Below are 20,303 nucleotides of genomic sequence, written 5' to 3'. Positions count from 1 at the left end.
CGGCCCGGGGTGCGTTGGGCTTTCGGGAGATTGCAGGGAGACATCCATGACCACGCATCGGGCCGACGTGGCCGTCATCGGGGCGGGCACCGCCGGGCTGTCCGCCGAACGCCATGCACGACGCCACGGCGCGCGCACGTTGCTGATCGACCCGGAGTTCGCGGGCACCACCTGCGCGATGGCCGGGTGCATGCCCTCCAAGCTCCTGATCGCGGCCGCCGACGCGGCGCACGGCGCGCGCGACGCCGGCGAATTCGGCGTGCGCACGAGCGTGGATGTCGACGGTCCCGCCGTGATGCACCGCGTGCGCCGCATGCGTGACGACTTCGCCCGTGGCGTCCGCCAGTCTATCGACGACTTGCCCGACGGCACTTGCCTCCAAGCGAAGGCGGCTTTCGAGGCGCCCGGCGTTCTCTCGCTCGACACCGGCGACCGGGTCGAGGCGCGGGCCATCGTGATCGCGACCGGCGCGACCTCGGCCATTCCGAAGCCCTACGAGGCGGTTTCGGACCGCGTGCTGACCAACGCGACGCTCTTCGACATCGACGACCTGCCCGGAACGCTCGCCGTGATCGGGGCGGGGCCGCTCGGACTCGAGATGGCGCAGGCGATGCACGGGCTTGGCGTGCGGGTCGAGGTGTTCGACGCGGGCGACCGTCTGGCCGCCTTGCCGCAAGAGACGAGCGACGCGTTGAAGGCGGCGCTGTCGCCGCACTTCCCCATCCACCTCGGCTGCACGCCGGAGCCGTCGCCGGATACGGATGGAGTCGCGCTGTCCTGGGACGGTGGATCGGCCCGGTTCGAACGCGTTCTGATCGCCGCTGGCCGGCCCCCGGCGCTGGAAGCGCTCGCGCTCGAGAACGCGGGGCTGACGCTCGACGATCACGGCACGCCGGTCTTCGATCCCCAGACCATGCAATGCGGCGACGCGCCGGTCTTCATCGCAGGGGACGCCAACCATGACCGCCCGCTGTTGCACGAAGCCTCGGACGAAGGGGCGGTGGCTGGGCGCAATGCCTGCGATTACCCGAACGTCGGCGCCACTGCGCGCAAGGTGCCGTTGCGCATCGCCTTCACCCGGCCCGAGGTGGCCGTGGTCGGCACGCTGCCCGATGCGGATGACGACACGCATGTGACCGGGCGGGCGGATTATTCCGACCAGGGGCGGGCCAAGGTCATGGGGCAGGCCGTTGGCATGGTCACGATCCACGCGCGCACCAGCGACGGGTGTCTCACGGGTGCCGCGATCTGCGCGCCGCAGGGCGAGCACCTGGCGCATCTCCTCGCCTGGGCGATCCAGAGCGGGCTGACCGCGTCCGACGTGCTCGACCTGCCGTTCTATCACCCGACGCTGGCCGAGGGTCTGCAACCGGCGCTGCGCGAAATCTGCAAGCAGGCGGGGCTGGAAAAACCCTGGCAGCGCGACGACGACCCGCTCCCCGGCTCCCACGGCGGCAAGCCCCGGGGGTGAAACGGCCGGAACGTTCGGCGCCCGGCCACGTTGACCCGTGACACGTATCGCCAGGGAAGGTTGCATGGGAGAGACGCGAAACGACATCGTCCTGATCACCGGCGCCAAGGGGCGCATCGGTCAAGAGCTGACCCGGCGGCTCGGATCCCGGTACCGGGTCGTGGGCTTCGACCTGCCCGACGCGGCGGGGAACGGGGTCATCGGCTGCGACGTGACCGACCCCGACTCGGTCGCGCGGGCCTTCGAGACGTTGGCCCAGGAGCATGGGCGGCGCATCGCTTCGGTCATCCACCTGGCGGCCTATTTCGATTTCTCCGGGCGCGAGAGCCCGCTTTACGACAAGGTCAACGTGGAGGGCACGCGCAACCTGCTGCGGGCGCTGCAGGATTTCGAGGTCGAGCAATTCGTCTATTCCAGCACGATGCTCGTGCATGCGCCCGTGCGTCCCGGGCAGCTGGTGGACGAGGATACGCCGATCGAGCCCGCCTGGGCCTATCCGAAATCGAAGGCCAGGACCGAAGAGGTGATACGCGAAGAGGCAGGCGACATTCCCGCGCTCTTCCTGCGGCTCGCGGGGCTCTATGACGACAAGACGGCGGTGCCGACCCTGTCGCACCAGATCGCGCGCATCTACGCACGCGATTTCCAGTCGCATGTCTATGCGGGCGACACCTCGGCCGGGCAGGCGATGATCCACCAGGAGGACATGCTCGACCTGTTCGAGCGCGCGATCGACCGGCGCGACCGGCTCGACCCCGGGATCGCGATCCTGGCCGGTGAGCCGGAGGTGATGAACTACGCCGCACTACAGTCCCGGATCGGTGAGCTCATCCACGGCGAGGCGGAGTGGCAGACCCTGTCGCTGCCCGCGCCGCTGGCCAAGACCGGCGCGCGGATGCAGGTGAAGTCCGAACCGGTGGTGCCGGATGCCTTCGACGAAGGCGAGGCGCCGTTCATCAAGCCGTTCATGATCGACATGGCCGAGGACCATTACGCGCTCGACATTTCCCGGGCACGCGACCTGTTGGGCTGGGCGCCCGCGCACCGGATCGAGGACGGGCTGGCGAACCTGGTCGACAGCTTGAAGGACGATCCCGCGGCATGGTTCCGCGCCAACGGCATCACGCCGCCCGCGTGGCTGCGCGCGGCCGAGGACCGGCCGGAAGATGCCGAAGCCCTGCGCGCGCGCCACGAACGGCGCTACCGCGCGGCGCATCGCGACAGCCTGTGGGCGCATTGGGTCAATGCCGGGCTCGGGGCCTGGCTGATCACCGCGCCGCCGCTTCTGGGCCACCAGGATCCGTGGCTGATCGCGAGCGACGTGGTGACAGGCGTGGCGGTGATGATCTTCGCCTTCCTGTCGATGTCCTGGCGCCTGCCCGCGGCGCGCTGGGCGACCGCGGGGCTGGGGGTCTGGCTGATGGCGGCGCCGCTGCTGTTCTGGACGGACAGCTCCGCCGCCTATCTCAACGGCACGCTGGTCGGTATGCTGGTCGCGGGCCTTGCCGTGGGCGTGCGGCCCCCGCCCGGCGTGTCGCCTGCCGCGGCGCAATCCGGCCCGGTGGTGCCGAAGGGGTGGAGCTATTCCCCGTCGGACTGGTTCCAGCGCCTACCGGTGATCATCCTCGCCGTGGTGGGGCTTCTCATCTCGCGATACCTGGCGGGCTACCAGCTTGAAACCATTTCCGGGGTTTGGGATCCCTTCTTCGCCGGCACCGTGCCGGGCAAGAACGGGACCGAGCAGATCATCACCTCGCAGGTGTCGGAATCCTGGCCGGTGCCGGACGCGGGGCTGGGCGCGATGACCTATGCGCTCGAAATCCTGGTCGGTGTCATCGGGTCCGCCGCGCGTTGGCGCACCATGCCGTGGCTCACCGTCGCCTTCGGCATCATGATCGTGCCGTTGGGCGCGGTGTCGATCTTCTTCATCGTCATCCAGCCGATCGTGATCGGCACCTATTGCACGCTGTGCCTTGTCGCGGCGGCGGCTATGCTGTTGCAGATCCCCTTCTCGGTCGACGAGATGGTCGCGACCTACCAGTTTCTGCGCCGCCGCCATGCCGCGGGCCAACCCTGGCTCAAGGTGTTCTTCACCGGCGACACGGACGAGGGGGCGACGCGCTTTGCCGACGAGGATTTCGAGCGCGGGCCGCGCCCGATCATCGCCGACATGTTGGGCGGCGGCATGTCGATGCCCTGGACCCTCGTGGCCAGCGCCGGGGTCGGCGTGCTTCTCATGCTGGCGCCGCTCGTCGTTGGGTGGACCGACCCGATGGCCGCGACCTTCCACCTCGTGGGGGCGCTTGCGATCACCGCTGCGGTGACGGCGATGGCGCCGGTTGCCCGGCTCGCGCGGGTGCTCAACATCCTGTTGGGTGTCGTGCTGATCTTCGCGCCGCTGATGGTGGGCTCGGGTTGGGCCGTGCTGGGAATGTCGATCGTGGCCGGGCTCGTCCTGATCGGCCTGAGCGTGCCGCGTGGCGTGGTGCATGAAAGCTACGGCGACTGGGACCGGTTCATCCGGTGATCAGCGCCGCGTGCGGCGCAGCGCCCCGCGCACCGCGCGCGCGGTGAGGCGATCCTTCCACGTCCCCGGCGCATCGAGGTCGAGCCGCGCGAGCGCCTGTTCCTCGTCCTCCGTGATGCCGCGCAACCCTTCGAGCACGAAGGGGGCCAGGGCGCGGCGCGACCCCGAGACCTTCTTCAGCCTGGACAGGGCGCGCAGAAGCCGCGCCTCGGTCCGGGTGAAATCCGTGTCGAAGGGGAAGTCGGGCAGGCGGTCCGCGCGGAACGCCCCGATCCAGCGGCCCAGGTTGTCAGGCGTGTTGTCGCGCGCCTCTGGTGGGAGCGTGTAGTCCCGCGCGATCTTGCCCGCTTTCTTCGCCTGTTTCAGAAGCTCGTCCTGGAAGCGCGCGTCGGTGATGCTCAGCATGGCCGCGATCACGTCTTCATCGCAGCGCCCGCGCAGGTCGGCGATACCGTATTCCGTCACCACGATATCGCGCATGTGGCGCGGCACCGTGACGTGCCCGTAGGACCAGACGATGTTACTCTCGGTCTTGCCCCGCCGGGTGCGGGTCGCGGGCAGGGCGAGGATCGAGCGGGCATCTTTCAGCGCGAAGGCCTGCTCGACGAAGTTGAACTGCCCGCCGACGCCGCTGACCACTTGGCCGTCCTCGGTTCCGTCCGAGACCGCCGCGCCCATCAGCGTGGCCTTCATCGCGGTGTTGACGAAGCGGGCGTCGCGGCGGGCCTCGCGCTTGGCCTCTTCGTCGCCGTAGAGCGAATTGGTGAAGGACACCGGCTCCATGCCGATCCGGTCACGCCGGTCGGGCGGCATCTCGCGCAGGCGGCGATAGAAGTCGCGGGTCTCAACGAAGAAGCCGGCGTGGATTGCCTTGCCCGCCACCTCGCGCCGGATCACGCCGGCCTCGAAGAGTTGCAGGATGCCCTCGACCAGCATTTCGGTCACGGCATAGAGGCCGGTTTCGAATGGCCGGCCTTCGGTGAACCGGGCACCGATGGGGAAGGGACAGGCATCGTGGATGTCCGCGATCTCGCCGCGTGCGCGCAGGAGCAGGGCGCGCGCCACGGCGTCGCCCAACGCGCCGATCCCGATCTGGAGCGTACCGCCGTCGGGCACCAGCCGCGACACGTGCAGCCCGATCGCGTATTCCGCGTCGCTCACCGGCTGGCGCGGAGAGGAGAAGAGCTCGAACGGCTTCGGCGGGTCGAGCAGGAGGTCGGCCTCTTCCGCCTCGATCCGGGCGGTGCCGCCCATCGGGGGAAGCGCCGGGTTGAGCTCGCCTGCCACGATGAAGTCCTGTTCGCCCGCGCGGCGCATCTCGAGGAGATCGGCGGTGATGTCGGTGTTGCACGACAGGCTGAGGCCGTCGTCCTCCATCGGCGCCACCAGCTGGGCCAGCACGTTCGGGCGGCGCGCGGCCAGCACGTCGAGCGCGTGGGTGTAGTTGGCCGAAACATAGGTCCGCTGCATCGTGTCGTTGCCGAGCCAGTTGCCGGCCATCAGGAAGAACTCGTGCACCTCGATGTTGTCCGGCAACGTGCCGTCGTGCAGCCATCGCGCGTAGTCGATCTGCGGATAGGCCCCGAACAGCCGGTCGCGGGCCGGGGCCATGAGCCGGTGGGCGAGGTCGTCGGACGGATCGGGCACCTCGAGCGTGAGGGCGGTGAAGATGGTGAGGTGCAGATCGGAATGATCCGCCACCAGCCGCGTGAGCGCGTTGACCAGGGTCACCGGCTTGCCCAGCCCCAAAGGCAGGGCGAGCCTCATGTCGGGGCCGACGCGTTCCGCGATCTCGTGGGCCAGTTCGTCGGCATCCGTGCGGCGCAGCGGGGCCATGTCAGCTCAGCCGATCCCACCCCTCGTCGGGGCGGAAGCGGGGGCCGTGGCGCTCGGCAAGGTCCGCGAGCCGGTCGCGCACCGCGTCCACGCCCCTGTCTTGCGCGTAACGCAGCGGGCCGCCACGGAACGGGGCGAAGCCGGTGGCGAAGATCATCGCCCCGTCTACCTCGTCCGCGTTGCGCGCAACCTCGGCGCGCAGGCAGGTGACGCAGGCATTGCAGAGCGGCAGGATCAGCCGGTCGACAAGATCTTCCGGCGCATTGCCGGTGTCCGCGTCGCCCGGATCGGGGGCGCCCTCGGACCAGTCGTAGAAACCTCGGCCCGCTTTCTTGCCGGTGTGGCCGTCCTCGACCAACGCGCGCAGGCGTGCGGGGATATCCGGTAGCGGGGTGTCGAGGCGGCCCTCGAGGCTTTGAGCCACGTCGAGGCAGATGTCGAGGCCGACCTGGTCGGCCAGCGTCACCGGACCCATCGGCATGCCGAAATCCATGGCTGCGCGGTCGATGACCTCTTTCGGCACACCCTCTTCCATGAGGACCAGCGCCTCCATCAGGTAGGGGACCAGCGCCCGGTTCACGAGGAACCCCGGAGCGTCCGCGACGCGGGCGGGGAGGCGGTCGATCTCGGTGCAGAAGGCGGCCAGCCGGTCGCGCACGCCCTTGCGGGGGGTGCCGTGGCCGACCACCTCAACCAGCTGCATCTTCGAAACGGGGTTGAAGAAGTGCAGGCCCGCGAAGCGGCGCGGGTCCTTCACGCCGTCGGCAAGGTCGGAGAGCGAGAGCGACGACGTGTTGGTGGCGAGGATCGCGTCGCGGCGGATCGTGTCCGAGAGATCGGCGTAGACCTTGCGCTTGAGATCCGGGTCCTCCGGCAGCGCCTCGATCACCAGGTCGGCGCGCGCGGCGCCGTAGCCGTGCGGGTCCGGCATCAGCCGGTCGAGCGCGTCACGCGTCTCGGCCGACGTCAGGTGCGCGCCCTCGCAAACCTTGGTCGCCGCTTTCACGGCCTTGCCGAGCGCGTCGTGCGAGATGTCGGAAAGCGTCACGCGCTTGCCCTTCACGGCCGCCCAGGCGGCGATCTCGGCACCCATTTCACCGGCGCCCACGACGTGGACGCGGGTGATGTCGCTCGCGCCCGAGCCCGATTTCTTCAGCGTCTGGCGCAGGAAGAACGCGCGCGCCAGGTTGCGCGCGGTGTCGGTCTCCAGGAGCCGGGCGAAGGACGTGATCTCGCCCGCCTGCATCCGCGCGCGGTCGCCGCCCGCGTCTTCCCACAGATCGATGAGCGCGTGGGGCGCGGGGTAGTGGTCCTTCGGCGCTTTCTTCTCGGTCTCCGCGCGCATCTTGCGGCCGGCAAGACTGCGGGCGGCGGAGAGATCGAAGGCGCGGGCGCGCACGCTGCGGCTGCGCGCGTCGTCGGTGTCGTCCGCCATGGCGCGCACCGCGTTGTGGACGTGACGCTCCTGGGTCACTTCGTCCACGATGCCCAGCTTGCGCGCCTTCTTCGTATGCGCGGTCTTGCCGGTGAGCATGAGGGTCATAGCCTCGTCCGGGGCGATGAGCTCCGTCAGCCGGAAGGTGCCGCCAAGGCCCGGATGCAGGCCAAGCTGCACCTCGGGGAAGCCGAAGGACGCGCCGTCGAGCGCGAGGCGCCGGTCGCAGGTGAGCACAAGTTCGAACCCGGCGCCAAGCGCGGCGCCGTGGACCACCGCGATGGTGGGAACGTCGAGCGCCTCCAGACGGTCCAGTACGGCGTGACCCCGGCGCAGGAGATCCTCCGCGTCGGAGCCGGCCATGTCGGCGAGCGCGCCGATGTCAGCGCCGGCCGCGAACCCGCCGGGCTTGGCCGAGCGGATCACGACCGCCTTGGGCGGGTCGTCCTCCAGAGCGTCGAGCTGGGCGTCGAGGTCGGTCAGAACCGCCTCGGACACGGTGTTGGTGTCGCTGTCGGGCACATCAAGCACAAGCCAAACGATGCCGTCGTCGCCACGCGCCATGCGCCAGGTGCCGTCACGGGTCGCATCGCGGGCCGGGCCAAGTTCGAGGCGGGTTTCGCCGAGAAAGTCGAGCACGATACCCATCACGCGGCCTCCAACAGCATGGCGCCGCCCTGGCCGCCGCCGATGCATTCGGTGGCGATGCCGCGGGTCGTTTCACGCCGTCGCATGGCGTTGGCGAGGTGCAGAACGATACGGTTGCCGCTGGTGCCCACCGGGTGGCCCACGGCGATGGCGCCGCCATCCACGTTCAGCCGGTCGTGGGGAATGTCACCGAACGCGCCATCCATTCCAAGGACCGCGCGGCAGAAGTCCGCGTCCCGCCAGGCTTCGAGGCAGGCGAGCACCTGGGCCGCGAAGGCTTCGTTGATTTCCCACAGCCCGATATCCTCGCGGCTCATGCCGTGGCGCTGCATCATCGCTGTGGAGCACAGGACGGGGCCCAGGCCCATGACGGACGGGTCGAGCGCGGACCATTCGCTGTCGACGATCTTCGCGATCGGGGTGAGCCCGTGCTTCTCCACCGCCTCTTCCGAGGCGAGCAGCGTCCAGGACGCGCCGTCGGTGATCTGTGACGCGTTGCCGGGCGTGACCTTGCCGTGCGGGCGTTCGAAGGCGGGCTTGATGCCCGCAAGCGCATCGGTGTCCGTGTCGGGGCGCACGCCGGTGTCCCGGTCGAATGCCTCGCCGTCGCGGGAGAAGGCCGGTTCCACCTCGCCGTCGAGCCAGCCCTCCTGCCGGGCGCGGTCGATGCGGTGGTGGCTTTCGACGGCGTACGCGTCGGCCTCTTCGCGGGTGATTCCGAAGCGGTAGGCCAGCACTTCGGCTGTCTGGCCCATGTTGAGCGTGCTGACCGGATCGGTGAGGCCGCGTTCCAGCCCGATGACCGGCTTGAGATACTCCGGCTTGATCTTCGCCAGCATCTTCGCGCGTTCCGTCATCCCGTCGGCCTGGGCCATCTCGCCCATCCAGGCGGCGGCCTCTTCGCGCAGGACGAGGGGCGCGTGGCTCAGCGCCTCGGCGCCGCCGGCGAGCACCATGTCCTGGTGCCCGTCCTGGATGTAGCGGAACGCGGTGTCGATGGATTGCATCCCCGAGCCGCAGTTGATCTGAACCGTGAAGGCGACCTGGTCGTCACCCATGCCAAGGCGCAGCGCGGCGACCCGGGCCGGGTTCATTTCATCCGCGATCACGTTGACGCAGCCCAGGATCACGAGGTCGATGTCCTCGGGGCCGAAGGGTTGGCGCGCCAGGAGCGGCCGACCTGCCTGCACGGCGAGGTCCACGGGCGTGAAGGGCCCTGGCTTGCCGCGGGCCTTGAGGAACGGCGTACGTGCGCCGTCGACGAGATAGACGGGTCGTGTCATTCGGCAGCCTCTTTCGCAGCATCGGGACGCGTGTTGGCGTCGCGGTAATAGGCGGTGAGTTCCTCGGGCGAGAAGTCGTCGACCCGGACCACCTCTTCGACGGCCGCGTCGGCCTCGGCCAGCCGGTCGCGTTCGGCCGCAGTGATCAGGCCCGCGCGCACGCCCTCGTCCGGGGTCTTGTCCGCTTCGCGCAGTTTCTTGGCGATCGGCTCGACCTCGGTGACCAGAGCGTAGGCGTCGTTCAGGAGCCGGATACCGTCACGGGCACAGCCGGTGAACATGCGGCCGGTGAGCCGGTCGCGCGTCTCGGACGGGTCGTAGATCAGGTCGGCGCAGGCCGCCGTGAGGTCGTCGTCCGGCCCGCGTCCGTGGGCGCGCGGACGGGTGAGCGCCCGCACGGCGCCGGGGATCAGGTGCCCCGGCAGGTTGCCCAGCGTTTCGTCGAGGCTCTGCCCGATCCGGGCGAAGGCACGGCGCGCGTTGTATTCGACCAGCGGGAAATCCGCCGCCGGCCGCCCGTCGTCCTGCCAGCGTTTGAGCACGGCCGTCAGGAAGTAGAGCTCCGAGAGCGCGTCGCCCAACCGGGCCGATACCATCTCGCGCCGCTTCAGGTCGCCGCCCAGCGACAGGAACGCGGCCTCGACGGTCAGCGCGAAGGCCGAGGACCAGCGCGCGGTTTCGCGGTAGAGCGGCGTGGCCTTGCCCGCCTCCGGCGCCGGGCCGGTCCGCCCGCCGGTCCAGGCGCGCAGCGTGGCGCGGCCGGCGTTGCGCAGAAGGTGCCCGGCGTGGGCCCAGAAATGGGTGTCGAACGCATCGAGCGAGGCCTCCTCGTCCTCGTTCTGAAGCGCCTCGATCTCGTCCAGCAGGTGTGGGTGGGCGCGGATCGCCCCCTGACCGAAGATGATCAGCGAGCGCGTCACGATGTTCGCGCCCTCCACGGTGATGCCGATGGGCAGCGCCTTGTAGAGGGGGGCGAGGTAGTTGAGCGGCCCGTCGATCACAGCCTTGCCGGAATGCACGTCCATCGCGTCGTTGACCGCGTCGCGCATCGCATAGGTGGCGTTGGCCTTCATAATCGCCGAGATCACGGCGAGCTTGCGGCCCTCGTCCAGTCCCGCGCAGGTGAGGTTGCGCGCGGCATCGAGCCGGTAGGCGGCCGCGGCGATCCGGGCCATCGGTTCCTGCACACCGCCGAACTTGCCGATGGGCAGGCCGAACTGTTTGCGCATCCGGGCATAGGCCCCGGTGGTGTGGGCCGAAAGCGCGGTGGCGGCGGCGGCGAGCGAGGGCAGCGAAATGCCCCGCCCGGCGGCCAGCGCCGACATCAGCATCTCCCAGCCGCGCCCGGCGTTGTCCCGGCCCCCGATGATGTTGTCGAGCGGGATGAACACGTCCTCGCCGGAGATGGGTCCGTTCTGGAACATGGTGTCCGAAGGGATGTGCCGGCGCCCGCGTGTAATGCCCTCCAGGTCGGCGGGCACGAGGGCGCAGGTGATGCCCCGGTCCTCGTCGCCGGCCAGCAAGCCGTCCGGGTCACGCAGGCGGAAGGCCAGCCCCATCACGGTGCAGATCGGGGCCATGCTGATGTAGCGTTTCGAGAAGGTGAGCCGGATGCCGGTCACCTCTTCGCCGTTCCACGTGCCGGTGCACACGATGCCTTCGTCGGTCATCGCGGCCGCGTCGGACCCGGCATCCTCGCTGGTCAGGCCGAAAGCGGGAAGTTCACGCCCGTCGGCCAGCCGGGGCAGCCATTCGTCCCGTTGCTCCTTCGTGCCGAACTGCATCAGGAGCTCGCCCGGGCCGAGCGAGTTGGGGACCATCACGGTCACCGCGGCGACGACGGAGCGGGTCGAGATCAGGCGGACCACCTCGGAATGGGCGTAGGCGGAAAAGCCCAGGCCCCCGTATTCCTTGGGGATGATCATCCCGAAGAAGCGATGGTTGCGCAGAAAGGCCCAGACCTCGGGCGGCAGGCCCGCACGGGTCTGGTTGATCTCCCAGTCGTCCAGCATTTCGCAGAGTTCGCGGCAGGGGCCCTCGATGAAGGCGTGCTCTTCTTCGCTGAGCTCGGGTTTGGCGACGTTCGCCAGCGTGTCCCAGTCCGGGCTGCCGGTGAACAACTCGGATTCCCACCAGACCTCGCCGGATTCGATGGCCGCGGCCTCGGTTTCGGACAGGCCGGGCAGCGCCTTGCCGGCCCAGCGGTGAATCGGCCGCGTCAGCAGCCGTTTTCTGATGTCGTTCATGACTGTTGGCTCCTTGGTCCCCTCAACGCGGGCGCGGTTACCCGTGTTCCGACCGGAACACGGGTTGGTGAGCGCAAGAGAACATGGAGCCAAACCGGCCCCGTCTGCGTTGAGAGGTCAGAACCAACACGTCAGGAGGTTCATCATGCTCATTTCATACGACGACCTGAGACATTACGCGATCCGCGCCGCCGACGAGCGTACGGGGCGTGTGCAGGACATCTATTTCGACGATCATGCGTGGAAGGTGCGCTATCTCGTGGCGCATACCGGCTTCCTGCTCGTCGGCCGCGAAAGCCTTGTCGGGGCGGAGAAGCTGGGCAAACCGGACACCGAGCGCGCCGAGCTTCCGGTGGACCTGACCGCCGAAGAACTCAAGTCCGCCGAAACGCCCGAGACCGCCGCGCCGGTGAGCGAGCAGGAGAAGCAGCGCGCCATCGAGACGGGCATCTGGCCGCAGTTCATCGTGGGGCCCGGTGTGGCCTTCACGCCCGTGCTTGCACAGGAGCAGCTGGCCGACGTGTGGGCGGCGGGCGACAACGAACCCAAGACGCCCGAGCCGCGGCCGGGCGATCCCAACCTGCGCTCGATGCACGAGGTGACCGGTTACAAGGTGTCCGCGACCGATGGCGAGATCGGCTCGGTCAGTGATTTCCTGGTCGACCCCGAGGATTGGGCGGTCAAGCACCTGGTGATCGACACCGGAAGCTGGCTGCCCGGCAAGCGCGTGGTGATCATCAGCGACTGGGTGACCGAGGTCGACTGGACCGCCGGGCGCATCCACGTCGACGTGAACCAGAACGCGATCGAGGAGTCCCCGGAACTCACCAAGATCGAGGACCTACGCCGCAGCCACGACGACGACCCGCTCGGTGCCTACGGCACGCTGGGGCTCTGGCCGATGTGATCGGCCGGCCCGGAACATGGCCTGCGGGCGACACGTTGATGACCAGATACTCAAGAGACAGAAATTGGAACGCGACCCCGACATATCGAAACTTCGCGCGCCCGATGGCGACTGGATCGGGGCGGAGGAGCTTCAGGAGATCCTGGCCGCCGAGGGCTACTCCGCCGGCAACCGGGAAATGTATCTCAAGGCGCTTCTGACCGAGCTGACCCGGGCGACCGGCGGCGCGCACCGCACGGAACGCGGCCAGGAACTTCTGGCCGAAGTGCGCCGGATCCTTGCCAGGGAGCAGGGCAAGTCGGGACAGTCGCCGATTTCGGACGATACGATCTAGAACCCCGCGGCGCGGCGGCACGCCCGCCTGACGCCGGAGAAAGGAGACCACATGACACCCCCCGATACCGACATGCAGAAAGACAAGCGCCGCCACCGCGGCCCCCTTGTCGGCGTCATCCTGCTCATCGCGGTGGTCCTGCTGGGCTTCGTGGTCTGGATGGGTGGCGTCTTCGAAACGGCGCCGGGTCCGGACGATCCGGAAAGCGCGCAGCAGGACGAAACCAGTTCGGAGCAATTCCGCGAAGGCGACGTCGAGGTGCCCGAGAGCGCGCCGACCGAAACCGTCGAGCCCGGCGATCCGGACACCGACGTGAGCGATTGAGGCCCCTGGGCCGGAAGGAGGGCGCATGGCTGCGCGTGCGATCTGGAAAGGACAGCTGAGGCTGTCGCTCGTCTCGATCCCGGTCGAGGTCTACTCGGCCCGGTCATCGGGCGGACGGGTGTCGTTTCGGCAGATCCATGAGCCCTCGGGCAAGCCCGTGCATTACCAGAAGGTGGTGCAGGGTGTCGGCCCGGTGGACAGCGAAGAGATCATGAAGGGGTTCGAGACGAAGGACGGCGACTACCTTCTTCTCGACCCCGACGAGATCGACGCGATCAAGCCGGAGACGAAGAAGACGCTGGAACTCGTGCAATTCGTCGACACGACCGAGATCGCGCCGATCTGGTTCGACCGGCCCTACTACGTCGTACCCTCGGACGATCTGTCCGAGGACGCCTACCGGGTGGTGCGCGATGCGCTGCGTCAGACCAAGAAAGCCGGCCTGGGCCAGCTTACCATGCGCGGCAAGGAATACCTCTGCGCGATCCGCCCCTGCGGCGACGGTCTGTTGATGGAGACCCTGCATTACGAAGAGGACATCCGGGACGCCGATCCGCTGTTCTCGGGGATCGCGGACGACCCGGCCGACAAGGAACTTCTCGAGGTTGCGACCGAGCTCATCGACAAGAAGACCGCGCCCTTTGACGCCTCGGCATTCGAGGATCACTATGCCACGGCGCTGCGCGACCTGATCGACCGCAAGCTCAAGTCGAAGAAGACGCCCCGCGCGGCGCGCTCCGACGATGGCGGCAAGGAGGGCGGCGAAAACGTGGTGGACCTGATGGATGCGCTCAAGAAGAGCCTCAAGGAAACCAAGGGCGGGGGTAGCAAGTCCCGCAAGAAGGCCTCATGAGGTCGCTGAAGGACTACGAGAAGAAGCGTGATTTCGACGTCACGCCGGAACCCCGCGCGGCGCTGGTCGAGGCGGGAGGCGATCACCTGTCCTTCGTCGTCCAGAAACATGACGCGAGCCGCCTGCACTATGATTTCAGGCTGGAATGGGACGGCGTGCTGCTGTCCTGGGCGGTGACCAAGGGTCCCTCCGCGGACCCGTCGGAGAAACGTCTGGCGGTGCGCACCGAGGATCACCCCGTGTCCTACGGCGATTTCGAAGGCACCATCCCCGAAGACGAATACGGCGGCGGCACCGTCATGCTGTGGGACACCGGGTGGTGGGAGCCGCTTCACGACGTCTCGGAGGGCCTGAAGAAGGGCAAGCTCCATTTCCGCCTGCACGGCGCGCGCATGTCGGGTGGCTGGGCGCTCGTGAAGATGAAGGGCAAGTCAGGCGAGAAGCGCGACAACTGGCTTCTCATCAAGGAGCGCGACGATCAGGCCGGGCGCACGCCCAACGCGCTGACGAACAAGTATCGCACAAGCGTCACGACCGGCCGTAGCATGCGCGCGATCACCCACGACCACGACGCCCAGGACCCTGTCGACCATGCCAAGCCCCTGCCGCGCTTTCGCGAGGTGGAGCTCGCCACCCTGAAGGATGCCCCGCCCGAGGGCGACGGCTGGCAGCACGAGGCGAAGTTCGATGGCTATCGCTGCCTGATGGCGGTCGGGAAGGGCGGCGTGCGGCTCTATACGCGCGGCGGCAAGGACTGGTCCGACCGTTTCGAAGCGCTCTGCGCCCCTGCCGCGACGCTCGACTGTGACTCCGTGCTGCTCGACGGCGAGGTGACCGCGGGCGGCGGTGGCGGCGATTTCTCGACGCTCCAGAAGGCGCTGAAACGGGGGGATCCGCTGACTTATTACGCGTTCGACTGCCTCGCGCTCGATGGCGATGACCTGACCGGTGAACCGCTCAAGGACCGGCGCGCGGCGCTGGAAAAGCTGTTCGAGGATCAGCCGCCGCGCGGCCCCCTGCGCCTCAGCCCCGTGCTGGAGGGCGACGGGCATGCCGCGCTCGACGCCATGTGCCGCGCGGGCGGTGAAGGGATCATATCCAAGCGGACCGATGCACCCTATCGCGGCGGGCGCAGCAAGCGGTGGATCAAGTCGAAGTGCGTGCGCCGCGCCGAGTTCGTGGTCGCGGGGTGGTCCCCTTCGGACAAGAAAGGGCGCCCGTTCTCGTCGCTCATCCTGGGCAGTTACGAGGACGGCGACCTGGTCTATCGCGGCCGGATCGGCACCGGCTTCGACGAGGCGGATTTCGACACGTTGATGTCTGAACTGAAACCACTCGCGCGCAAGACGTCGCCCTTCGACGGCGACCTGCCGTCCGAGGCGAAGGGCGCGCACTGGGTCACGCCGAAGATCGTGGTCGAAGCCGAATACACCGAATTCACCAGCGAAGGCCGGATCCGCCACGGGGTCTACCAGGGCCTGCGCGAAGACAAGGAGGCCGAGGACGTGAGCGCGAAGGCTGAAGCCGAGACCGACAGCGGCGATACCGCCGCGATCTGCGGCGTGAGGGTGTCGAGCACCGGGCGCGTCGTCTACCCGGACGCGGGCCTGACAAAGGGTGAGGTGGCGCAATACTACGCCGACGTGGCCGAACGCATGCTAGACCATGCCGCCGACCGGCCCTTGTCGCTTCTGCGGTGTCCCGACGGAATCTCCGAGGACTGCTTCTTCCAGAAACACGCCGGGAAGGGCTTCCCCGACGGTGTCAGGGCCATGCCGATCGAAGAAAAGGACGGCGGGACCGAGGATTACATGTACGTCTCCACGCCCGATGGCCTCGTCGGCGCGGCCCAGATGGGGACGCTGGAGTTCCACATCTGGGGGGCCCATCGTGACCGGATCGAGCGGCCGGACCGGATGTTCTTCGACCTCGACCCCGACGAGGGGCTCGATTTCGCGGACGTGAAGGCCGCCGCGCGTGATGTGCGCGAGGGGCTGGACGCCGTCGGGCTTTCGAGCGGGGTGATGGTCACCGGCGGCAAGGGCGTGCACGTGGTGGTGCCCCTGCGCCGGATCGCGGAATGGGACACGGTCAAGTACTTCGCCAAGACCTTCGCCCATGTCATGGCCGAGCGTGACCCCGACCGCTACACCGCGACGATGTCGAAGAAGAAGCGCAAGGGGCGCGTGTTCATCGACTGGCTGCGCAACGAACGCGGCGCGACCGCGATCGCGCCTTATTCGCTGCGCGCGCGGCCCGGTGCGGCGGTTGCGATGCCGGTGAGCTGGTCGGAACTCGAGGATCTGAAGCGACCAGACGGCTTCCACGTGGACGACGCCCGCGACCGGCTCTCGCAAGCCTGCCCGCTGAGCCGGATCGAGCCGCACGGGATCGGCAAGAGCGTGGTCGAGGCGCTCGAGGCGTGGTCGAAGGACTGAGGATCAGTCCTTGTGCTCGGGCTTGCCCTTGCGGTCGCTGTCGGCGAAATCCTCGAGCTGTTTTTCAGTCATGGACTCGTACATGTCGCGCGCGGCGCCTTGCAGGTCGTCCTTGTCGGTCTCGCCCCGCTTGGCGGCGAGCGCGGCTCCGGCGGCCTTCTGCTGTGCTTTGGACTTGGCGGGCATCGGGCGTCTCCTTTCCCTTGGGTTTGACTATCCGGCGCGCTTCCACGGGCGCCAGGCATCGCGTTCGCCTTCCGGGTCGCCCAGGTGCATCCGGGCAAGCCAGCCGCGCCAGAGGGGCGGATGGGGCACGATGGGCGGCAGGCGGTGTTCGTTCGCGTCGAGTTGGCGGATCGCGGTGCCGATGCTGCCCGTGGCCCGTTCGGCCCGGGCGACCTGTTCCGCTTCCAGCCCGAGGAAATGTGCGATCAGGCGGTGGCGCAGACCGCGCAAGGGGGCTTCGTCCTCCGCCTCGGCGACCACGTCGCTTTCCGCGTCGTAGCCGCTGGAGCGGTTGGCGAAGTTGAACGAGCCGACGCGGATCAGCCGGTCGTCGACGATCAGGAGCTTCGCATGCACCCGGATCATCCTGCCCTTCTCCGTGCGCGGCGACAGGAGCGACAGGCGATCGTGCACGTCGGCCTCCGTCAGTCGATGGAGAAAGAGGTTGCGTGGCGGGTCCATCATGGCGCGGTCGAAAAAGGACGGCGCGTGACGGCCGGTGATCAGCACGACCTCGGGCCCGTCGGGCTCCTGCAACCGTTCGGCCAGCGCCTCGCGCAGCGGTGGCGCGGTGAGGTAGGTGGTTTCGGCATAGATCGTGCGACGCGCGGCCCGGATGGCGGCCAGCGCGTGCTCCAACCCGGCCTGCGGATCGCCGATCTCGCCGGACGGGTCGGTGCCGGTCAGCGTCACCTCGGTGTCGGTGAGGAGGGGCGAGAGGCCCTCCGGCCAAAGGTCGGTGCGCCGCTCGTCTTCGCCGGTCACGCCTTCGCCGGTCGCTTGGTACCAGCCTGCCCGCGCGACATCGCCCAGCCGGGCGGCGGCGTCGCCGTCGAGCACCACGTGGTTGGCATGCCACGGCGGTCCCGGCCGTCCCGAGGGCAGGCGGCGCAACTTGTTGTGGTCGTGGTGGTGCGGATCGTCCCAGCGGTTCACGGCGATGTCGTCGTTCGGACAGAAGGCAAGACTGTCATCGACCACCAGCAGCTTGCGGTGCATCGCGGCGCCGAAGGAAAGCGTGCTGTCGGTGGCGAAATGCACGTTGCTGCCGGAGAACCAACCGCGCGCGAGCGCCGGTTGGAACCGGCGCGCGAGGTGGGCAAGCCCGCCCGCGTTCCACACGAGGATCCGGATATCGAGCTCGGGCCGCTCGTCGGCGAGGGTCTTGAGAACCGTCCCGATCCGCGTGTCACGCTCGGTGTCCGTGGGGTCCAGTTTCGTGCGGGGGTCGAAGGTCCAGCCGATGAGCCAGACGGAGCGTTTCGCCTGGTCGAGCGCGTCCAGCGCGGCACGGAAATAGGCCGCCGAATCGATCATAACGCCCATGCGGTCTGCACGGGCGCGCGCCCAACCGGGCGTGTCGTCGAACGCGGCCGCCTGGCCGCTGGTGCGGGCGAAATCGGAATCCATCTGTCCTTCCCTGCTGGTCCTCGGGACCACCCGCCGCGCTGGGCGCGCGGCAGGTGCGTCGGTGCGGGTGTCAGGCCGAGATATCCTCGAGCGCGACACCGGCGGCGGACGGGTCGCCGTGGGCCGACAGGTCGCCGAGCGAGATCACGCCAACGAGGCGCTTGTCACGGTCGACCACCGGCATGCGGCGCACCTGGCATTCGCCCATGTTGCGCGCCACTTCGGCGACTTCCTGGTCGTCGTAGCAGAACAGCACGTCCGTCGACATCACGTCACGGAGCGGGCTGTCGGCCGTCTTGTCCTTGGCGATGCCTTTGACGACGATATCACGGTCGGTGACCGTTCCGACCAGGCGGTCGTTCTCGCCGATCGGCAGAAAGCCGGTATCCATGCGCTGCATGATCTCGGCGGCGTCGCGGATCGTTCTGTCGGGTGTGGCTGTCAGGCTGTGCGGGCTCATGATTTCACTGACTTGCATCATGTCCTCCTCACGTATCGGTGGAATCGCAGGATGCGATCCGCTTCACTGGTTAAACCAAGAAAGGCGGGCGAATGTTCCTGCCCGGCCCCGATGGTGCGCGGCGCCGGATCTTTCCCGCCGAGGTAGCCTTTTGATAATCGGGATAGGCAACATTTGTTGCCGACGGACGGCGCCGCAATCCGCATGCTGGAGGAAATATCTCGACCAGATTGGAGGTGCCGAGATGATGGAAGGCCATCACAGCGACGTGGACGATTTGCACGTCGCCGAAATTCGCCATCGCATGACCAACGGGTTTCAAATGCTCGAGTCCTTTGCCCGTCGTCAGCTGTCGGCCTGCGAAACCGAGGAAGCCGAGGTGCGCGTGAGCCAGGTCCTTGAGCAGATTCGGGCGGTGGCGAGCCTTCAATCGGCCCTCGCCGAAGCGGACACCGGGAATTTCCGCGGCTTCCTCGACCGGATCGAATCGCATTGGAAGAACCTGGGATCGGCGCGCAACATCACGGTGACGGTGAATTGCGACGAAATGGAGTCGATGCCGAAAAAGACCTCGGAAAACGCCGCGCGCATCCTGCTCGAAGCGGTGGCGAACTGCGTCGAACACGCCTTCCCGGACGTCTACGGCGGGGCATTGTCCATCGACGTGAGCTGCCCCGACAATCAACATTTCCGCCTCCGCATCTCCGATGACGGCGTCGGAATGGATGGCGATGGCGAGGGTGGTCAGGGGACCGACATCATCCGCTCGCTGGCTGCCGAAATCGGTGGGCGCGCCCTGTGGAACATGCGCGAGGGTGGAGGAACCGTGCTTAATGTGGAGTTTCCTGTTAACTTGCCGTCATCTGTCACCAATTTGAACGGGGTCCATGCCTGATACCAACATCCTCGCGCAGAAGCTTCAGAATGCCGGGCCCCTGGATCCGGCCGATATTGCCCGCCTCGACGAGGTGGTGTCCGAGCCTTACGAGCTTGGTCCGCGCGAGGACCTGATCACGCACGGGGACGACCCGGAGTACGTGAACCTTGTCGTGAGCGGCATGGTCTGCCGCTACAAGGTGCTGCCGGACGGTGGCCGCGCGATCGTGGCGCTCATGCTGCCCGGCGACATCTGCGATCTCCACGTCGCGATCCTGGGACGCATGGACCACAGCATCGGCACGCTGACGGATTGCCGGCTGGTGAAGATCCCGCGGCGCACGATCGAGGATCTGCTGGACAACCATCCGCGCATCCGGCGCGCGTTGTTCTGGTCCACGCTGGTCGACGAGGCGATCCTGCGCGAATGGCTGGTCAACATGGGTCGCCGCCGGTCCGATCACCAGATGGCGCATCTCTTCTGCGAGGTGCACATGCGGTTGTCGGCGGTGAACGAGATGCACGATGCGCTCATGCCCCTCACGCAAGAGGAGCTGGGCGACATCCTGGGCATATCATCGGTGCACGCGCAGCGCGTGCTGTCGGGACTGCGACAGAAGGGCCTGGTGACCGTCCAGGGCAGCCGCGTCGCCGTGCCCGACATCGACAAGCTGTGCGAGTTTGCCGAGTTCGACGGGGACTACCTTCACCTGCGCGACACGCAGGACGGAACATGAGGACAGGCGACACCGCAACCCGAGAGGAGGTTCGGATATGAGACTCTTCTATTTCGACATCAGGGATGGCGCCAGCGTCTCGCGCGACACCACCGGGACACGCCTGGCCGATCTCGAAGCCGCCCGTCATGAGGCATTGTCGGTCCTTGCCCCGATCGCCGGCGATGCATTGCCCGACGACACGCCGTGCTCGGTCACGGTCACAGTGCGTGACGAGGACAGGCAGCCGGTCTTTCACGCGAGCCTCGCGCTCGTGGAGGACTGGATCTGAAAGCGCGGGCTTCCCGTCACGA

General features: G+C 68.0%; 17 protein-coding genes. 10 read left to right on the top strand and 7 right to left on the bottom strand.

The features are described from left to right. The first annotated feature begins 46 nt into the window (after positions 1 to 46). Entirely contained in the window at positions 47 to 1,471 is a 1,425-nt protein-coding gene (locus GQE99_RS03045; protein WP_161350106.1) for a dihydrolipoyl dehydrogenase, read from the top strand. A 64-nt stretch (positions 1,472 to 1,535) separates the two neighbouring features. Continuing rightward, on the top strand, positions 1,536 to 3,998 hold the full coding sequence (locus tag GQE99_RS03040; RefSeq protein ID WP_161350105.1) for a vitamin K epoxide reductase family protein: 2,463 nt from the start codon (positions 1,536 to 1,538) through the stop codon (positions 3,996 to 3,998). Here GQE99_RS03040 and GQE99_RS03035 read toward each other — a convergent pair whose 3' ends face one another. Genes GQE99_RS03035 through GQE99_RS03020 form a run of 4 tightly spaced genes read right to left on the bottom strand, consistent with a single transcriptional unit; the run spans position 3,999 to position 11,446 of the window. After that, on the bottom strand, positions 3,999 to 5,834 hold the full coding sequence (locus GQE99_RS03035; protein WP_161350104.1) for an acetyl-CoA hydrolase/transferase C-terminal domain-containing protein: 1,836 nt from the start codon (positions 5,832 to 5,834) through the stop codon (positions 3,999 to 4,001). Position 5,835: 1 nt separating this feature from the next. Continuing rightward, positions 5,836 to 7,917, bottom strand: coding sequence for a 3-hydroxyacyl-CoA dehydrogenase NAD-binding domain-containing protein (locus GQE99_RS03030; protein WP_161350103.1), 2,082 nt, complete (start codon positions 7,915 to 7,917; stop codon positions 5,836 to 5,838). Further along, complete coding sequence (locus GQE99_RS03025) at positions 7,917 to 9,200, bottom strand: acetyl-CoA C-acetyltransferase (protein ID WP_161350102.1); 1,284 nt, start codon at positions 9,198 to 9,200, stop codon at positions 7,917 to 7,919. The genes GQE99_RS03030 and GQE99_RS03025 overlap by 1 nt, the downstream gene beginning before the upstream one ends. After that, on the bottom strand, positions 9,197 to 11,446 hold the full coding sequence (locus GQE99_RS03020) for an acyl-CoA dehydrogenase (protein WP_161350101.1): 2,250 nt from the start codon (positions 11,444 to 11,446) through the stop codon (positions 9,197 to 9,199). The genes GQE99_RS03025 and GQE99_RS03020 overlap by 4 nt, the downstream gene beginning before the upstream one ends. 145 nt (positions 11,447 to 11,591) lie before the next feature. Between GQE99_RS03020 and GQE99_RS03015 the strand changes: the two genes are divergently transcribed. From GQE99_RS03015 to ligD, 5 genes are all read left to right on the top strand, one after another. After that, positions 11,592 to 12,353 (top strand): PRC-barrel domain-containing protein, encoded by a 762-nt coding sequence (locus GQE99_RS03015; RefSeq protein WP_161350100.1) that lies wholly within the window; start codon positions 11,592 to 11,594, stop codon positions 12,351 to 12,353. A 64-nt stretch (positions 12,354 to 12,417) separates the two neighbouring features. After that, complete coding sequence (locus tag GQE99_RS03010; RefSeq protein WP_161350099.1) at positions 12,418 to 12,687, top strand: hypothetical protein; 270 nt, start codon at positions 12,418 to 12,420, stop codon at positions 12,685 to 12,687. A 51-nt stretch (positions 12,688 to 12,738) separates the two neighbouring features. Beyond that, entirely contained in the window at positions 12,739 to 13,011 is a 273-nt protein-coding gene (locus GQE99_RS03005; protein ID WP_161350098.1) for a hypothetical protein, read from the top strand. A gap of 25 nt (positions 13,012 to 13,036) precedes the next feature. Then, positions 13,037 to 13,864, top strand: coding sequence for a non-homologous end joining protein Ku (gene ku / locus GQE99_RS03000; protein ID WP_161350097.1), 828 nt, complete (start codon positions 13,037 to 13,039; stop codon positions 13,862 to 13,864). Continuing rightward, complete coding sequence (gene ligD, locus GQE99_RS02995; protein ID WP_161350096.1) at positions 13,861 to 16,302, top strand: DNA ligase D; 2,442 nt, start codon at positions 13,861 to 13,863, stop codon at positions 16,300 to 16,302. Before ku ends, ligD begins: the two co-directional genes overlap by 4 nt. 3 nt (positions 16,303 to 16,305) lie before the next feature. Here ligD and GQE99_RS02990 read toward each other — a convergent pair whose 3' ends face one another. The 3 genes from GQE99_RS02990 to GQE99_RS02980 all read right to left on the bottom strand — a co-directional run bounded on the left by GQE99_RS02990 (position 16,306) and on the right by GQE99_RS02980 (position 18,415). Continuing rightward, positions 16,306 to 16,488: a DUF3008 family protein gene (locus GQE99_RS02990; RefSeq protein WP_161350095.1), complete on the bottom strand. Its 183-nt coding sequence runs from the start codon at positions 16,486 to 16,488 to the stop codon at positions 16,306 to 16,308. Between the two features lie 27 nt (positions 16,489 to 16,515). Beyond that, a complete protein-coding gene (locus GQE99_RS02985) occupies positions 16,516 to 17,937 on the bottom strand; it encodes a phospholipase D-like domain-containing protein (RefSeq protein ID WP_161350094.1) in 1,422 nt (473 codons plus the stop codon). A 70-nt stretch (positions 17,938 to 18,007) separates the two neighbouring features. Continuing rightward, the gene (locus GQE99_RS02980; protein WP_161350093.1) at positions 18,008 to 18,415 is read right to left on the bottom strand and encodes a CBS domain-containing protein; all 408 of its coding nucleotides are present in this window, start codon (positions 18,413 to 18,415) and stop codon (positions 18,008 to 18,010) included. A 226-nt stretch (positions 18,416 to 18,641) separates the two neighbouring features. Between GQE99_RS02980 and GQE99_RS02975 the strand changes: the two genes are divergently transcribed. The 3 genes from GQE99_RS02975 to GQE99_RS02965 are packed head-to-tail and all read left to right on the top strand — an operon-like array spanning position 18,642 to position 20,281. Continuing rightward, a complete protein-coding gene (locus GQE99_RS02975) occupies positions 18,642 to 19,292 on the top strand; it encodes a sensor histidine kinase (protein WP_161350092.1) in 651 nt (216 codons plus the stop codon). Continuing rightward, on the top strand, positions 19,285 to 20,010 hold the full coding sequence (locus GQE99_RS02970) for a Crp/Fnr family transcriptional regulator (protein ID WP_161350091.1): 726 nt from the start codon (positions 19,285 to 19,287) through the stop codon (positions 20,008 to 20,010). The genes GQE99_RS02975 and GQE99_RS02970 overlap by 8 nt, the downstream gene beginning before the upstream one ends. A gap of 37 nt (positions 20,011 to 20,047) precedes the next feature. Next, positions 20,048 to 20,281 (top strand): DUF6894 family protein, encoded by a 234-nt coding sequence (locus tag GQE99_RS02965; protein ID WP_161350090.1) that lies wholly within the window; start codon positions 20,048 to 20,050, stop codon positions 20,279 to 20,281. The last annotated feature ends 22 nt before the right edge of the window (positions 20,282 to 20,303 follow it).

This window comes from Maritimibacter harenae, assembly GCF_009882975.1.
GTDB classification, from domain to species: Bacteria; Pseudomonadota; Alphaproteobacteria; order Rhodobacterales; family Rhodobacteraceae; genus Maritimibacter; species Maritimibacter harenae.
Note: the sequence above shows the minus strand (reverse complement) of the source record. Positions and strands in the feature narration are given on the sequence as shown.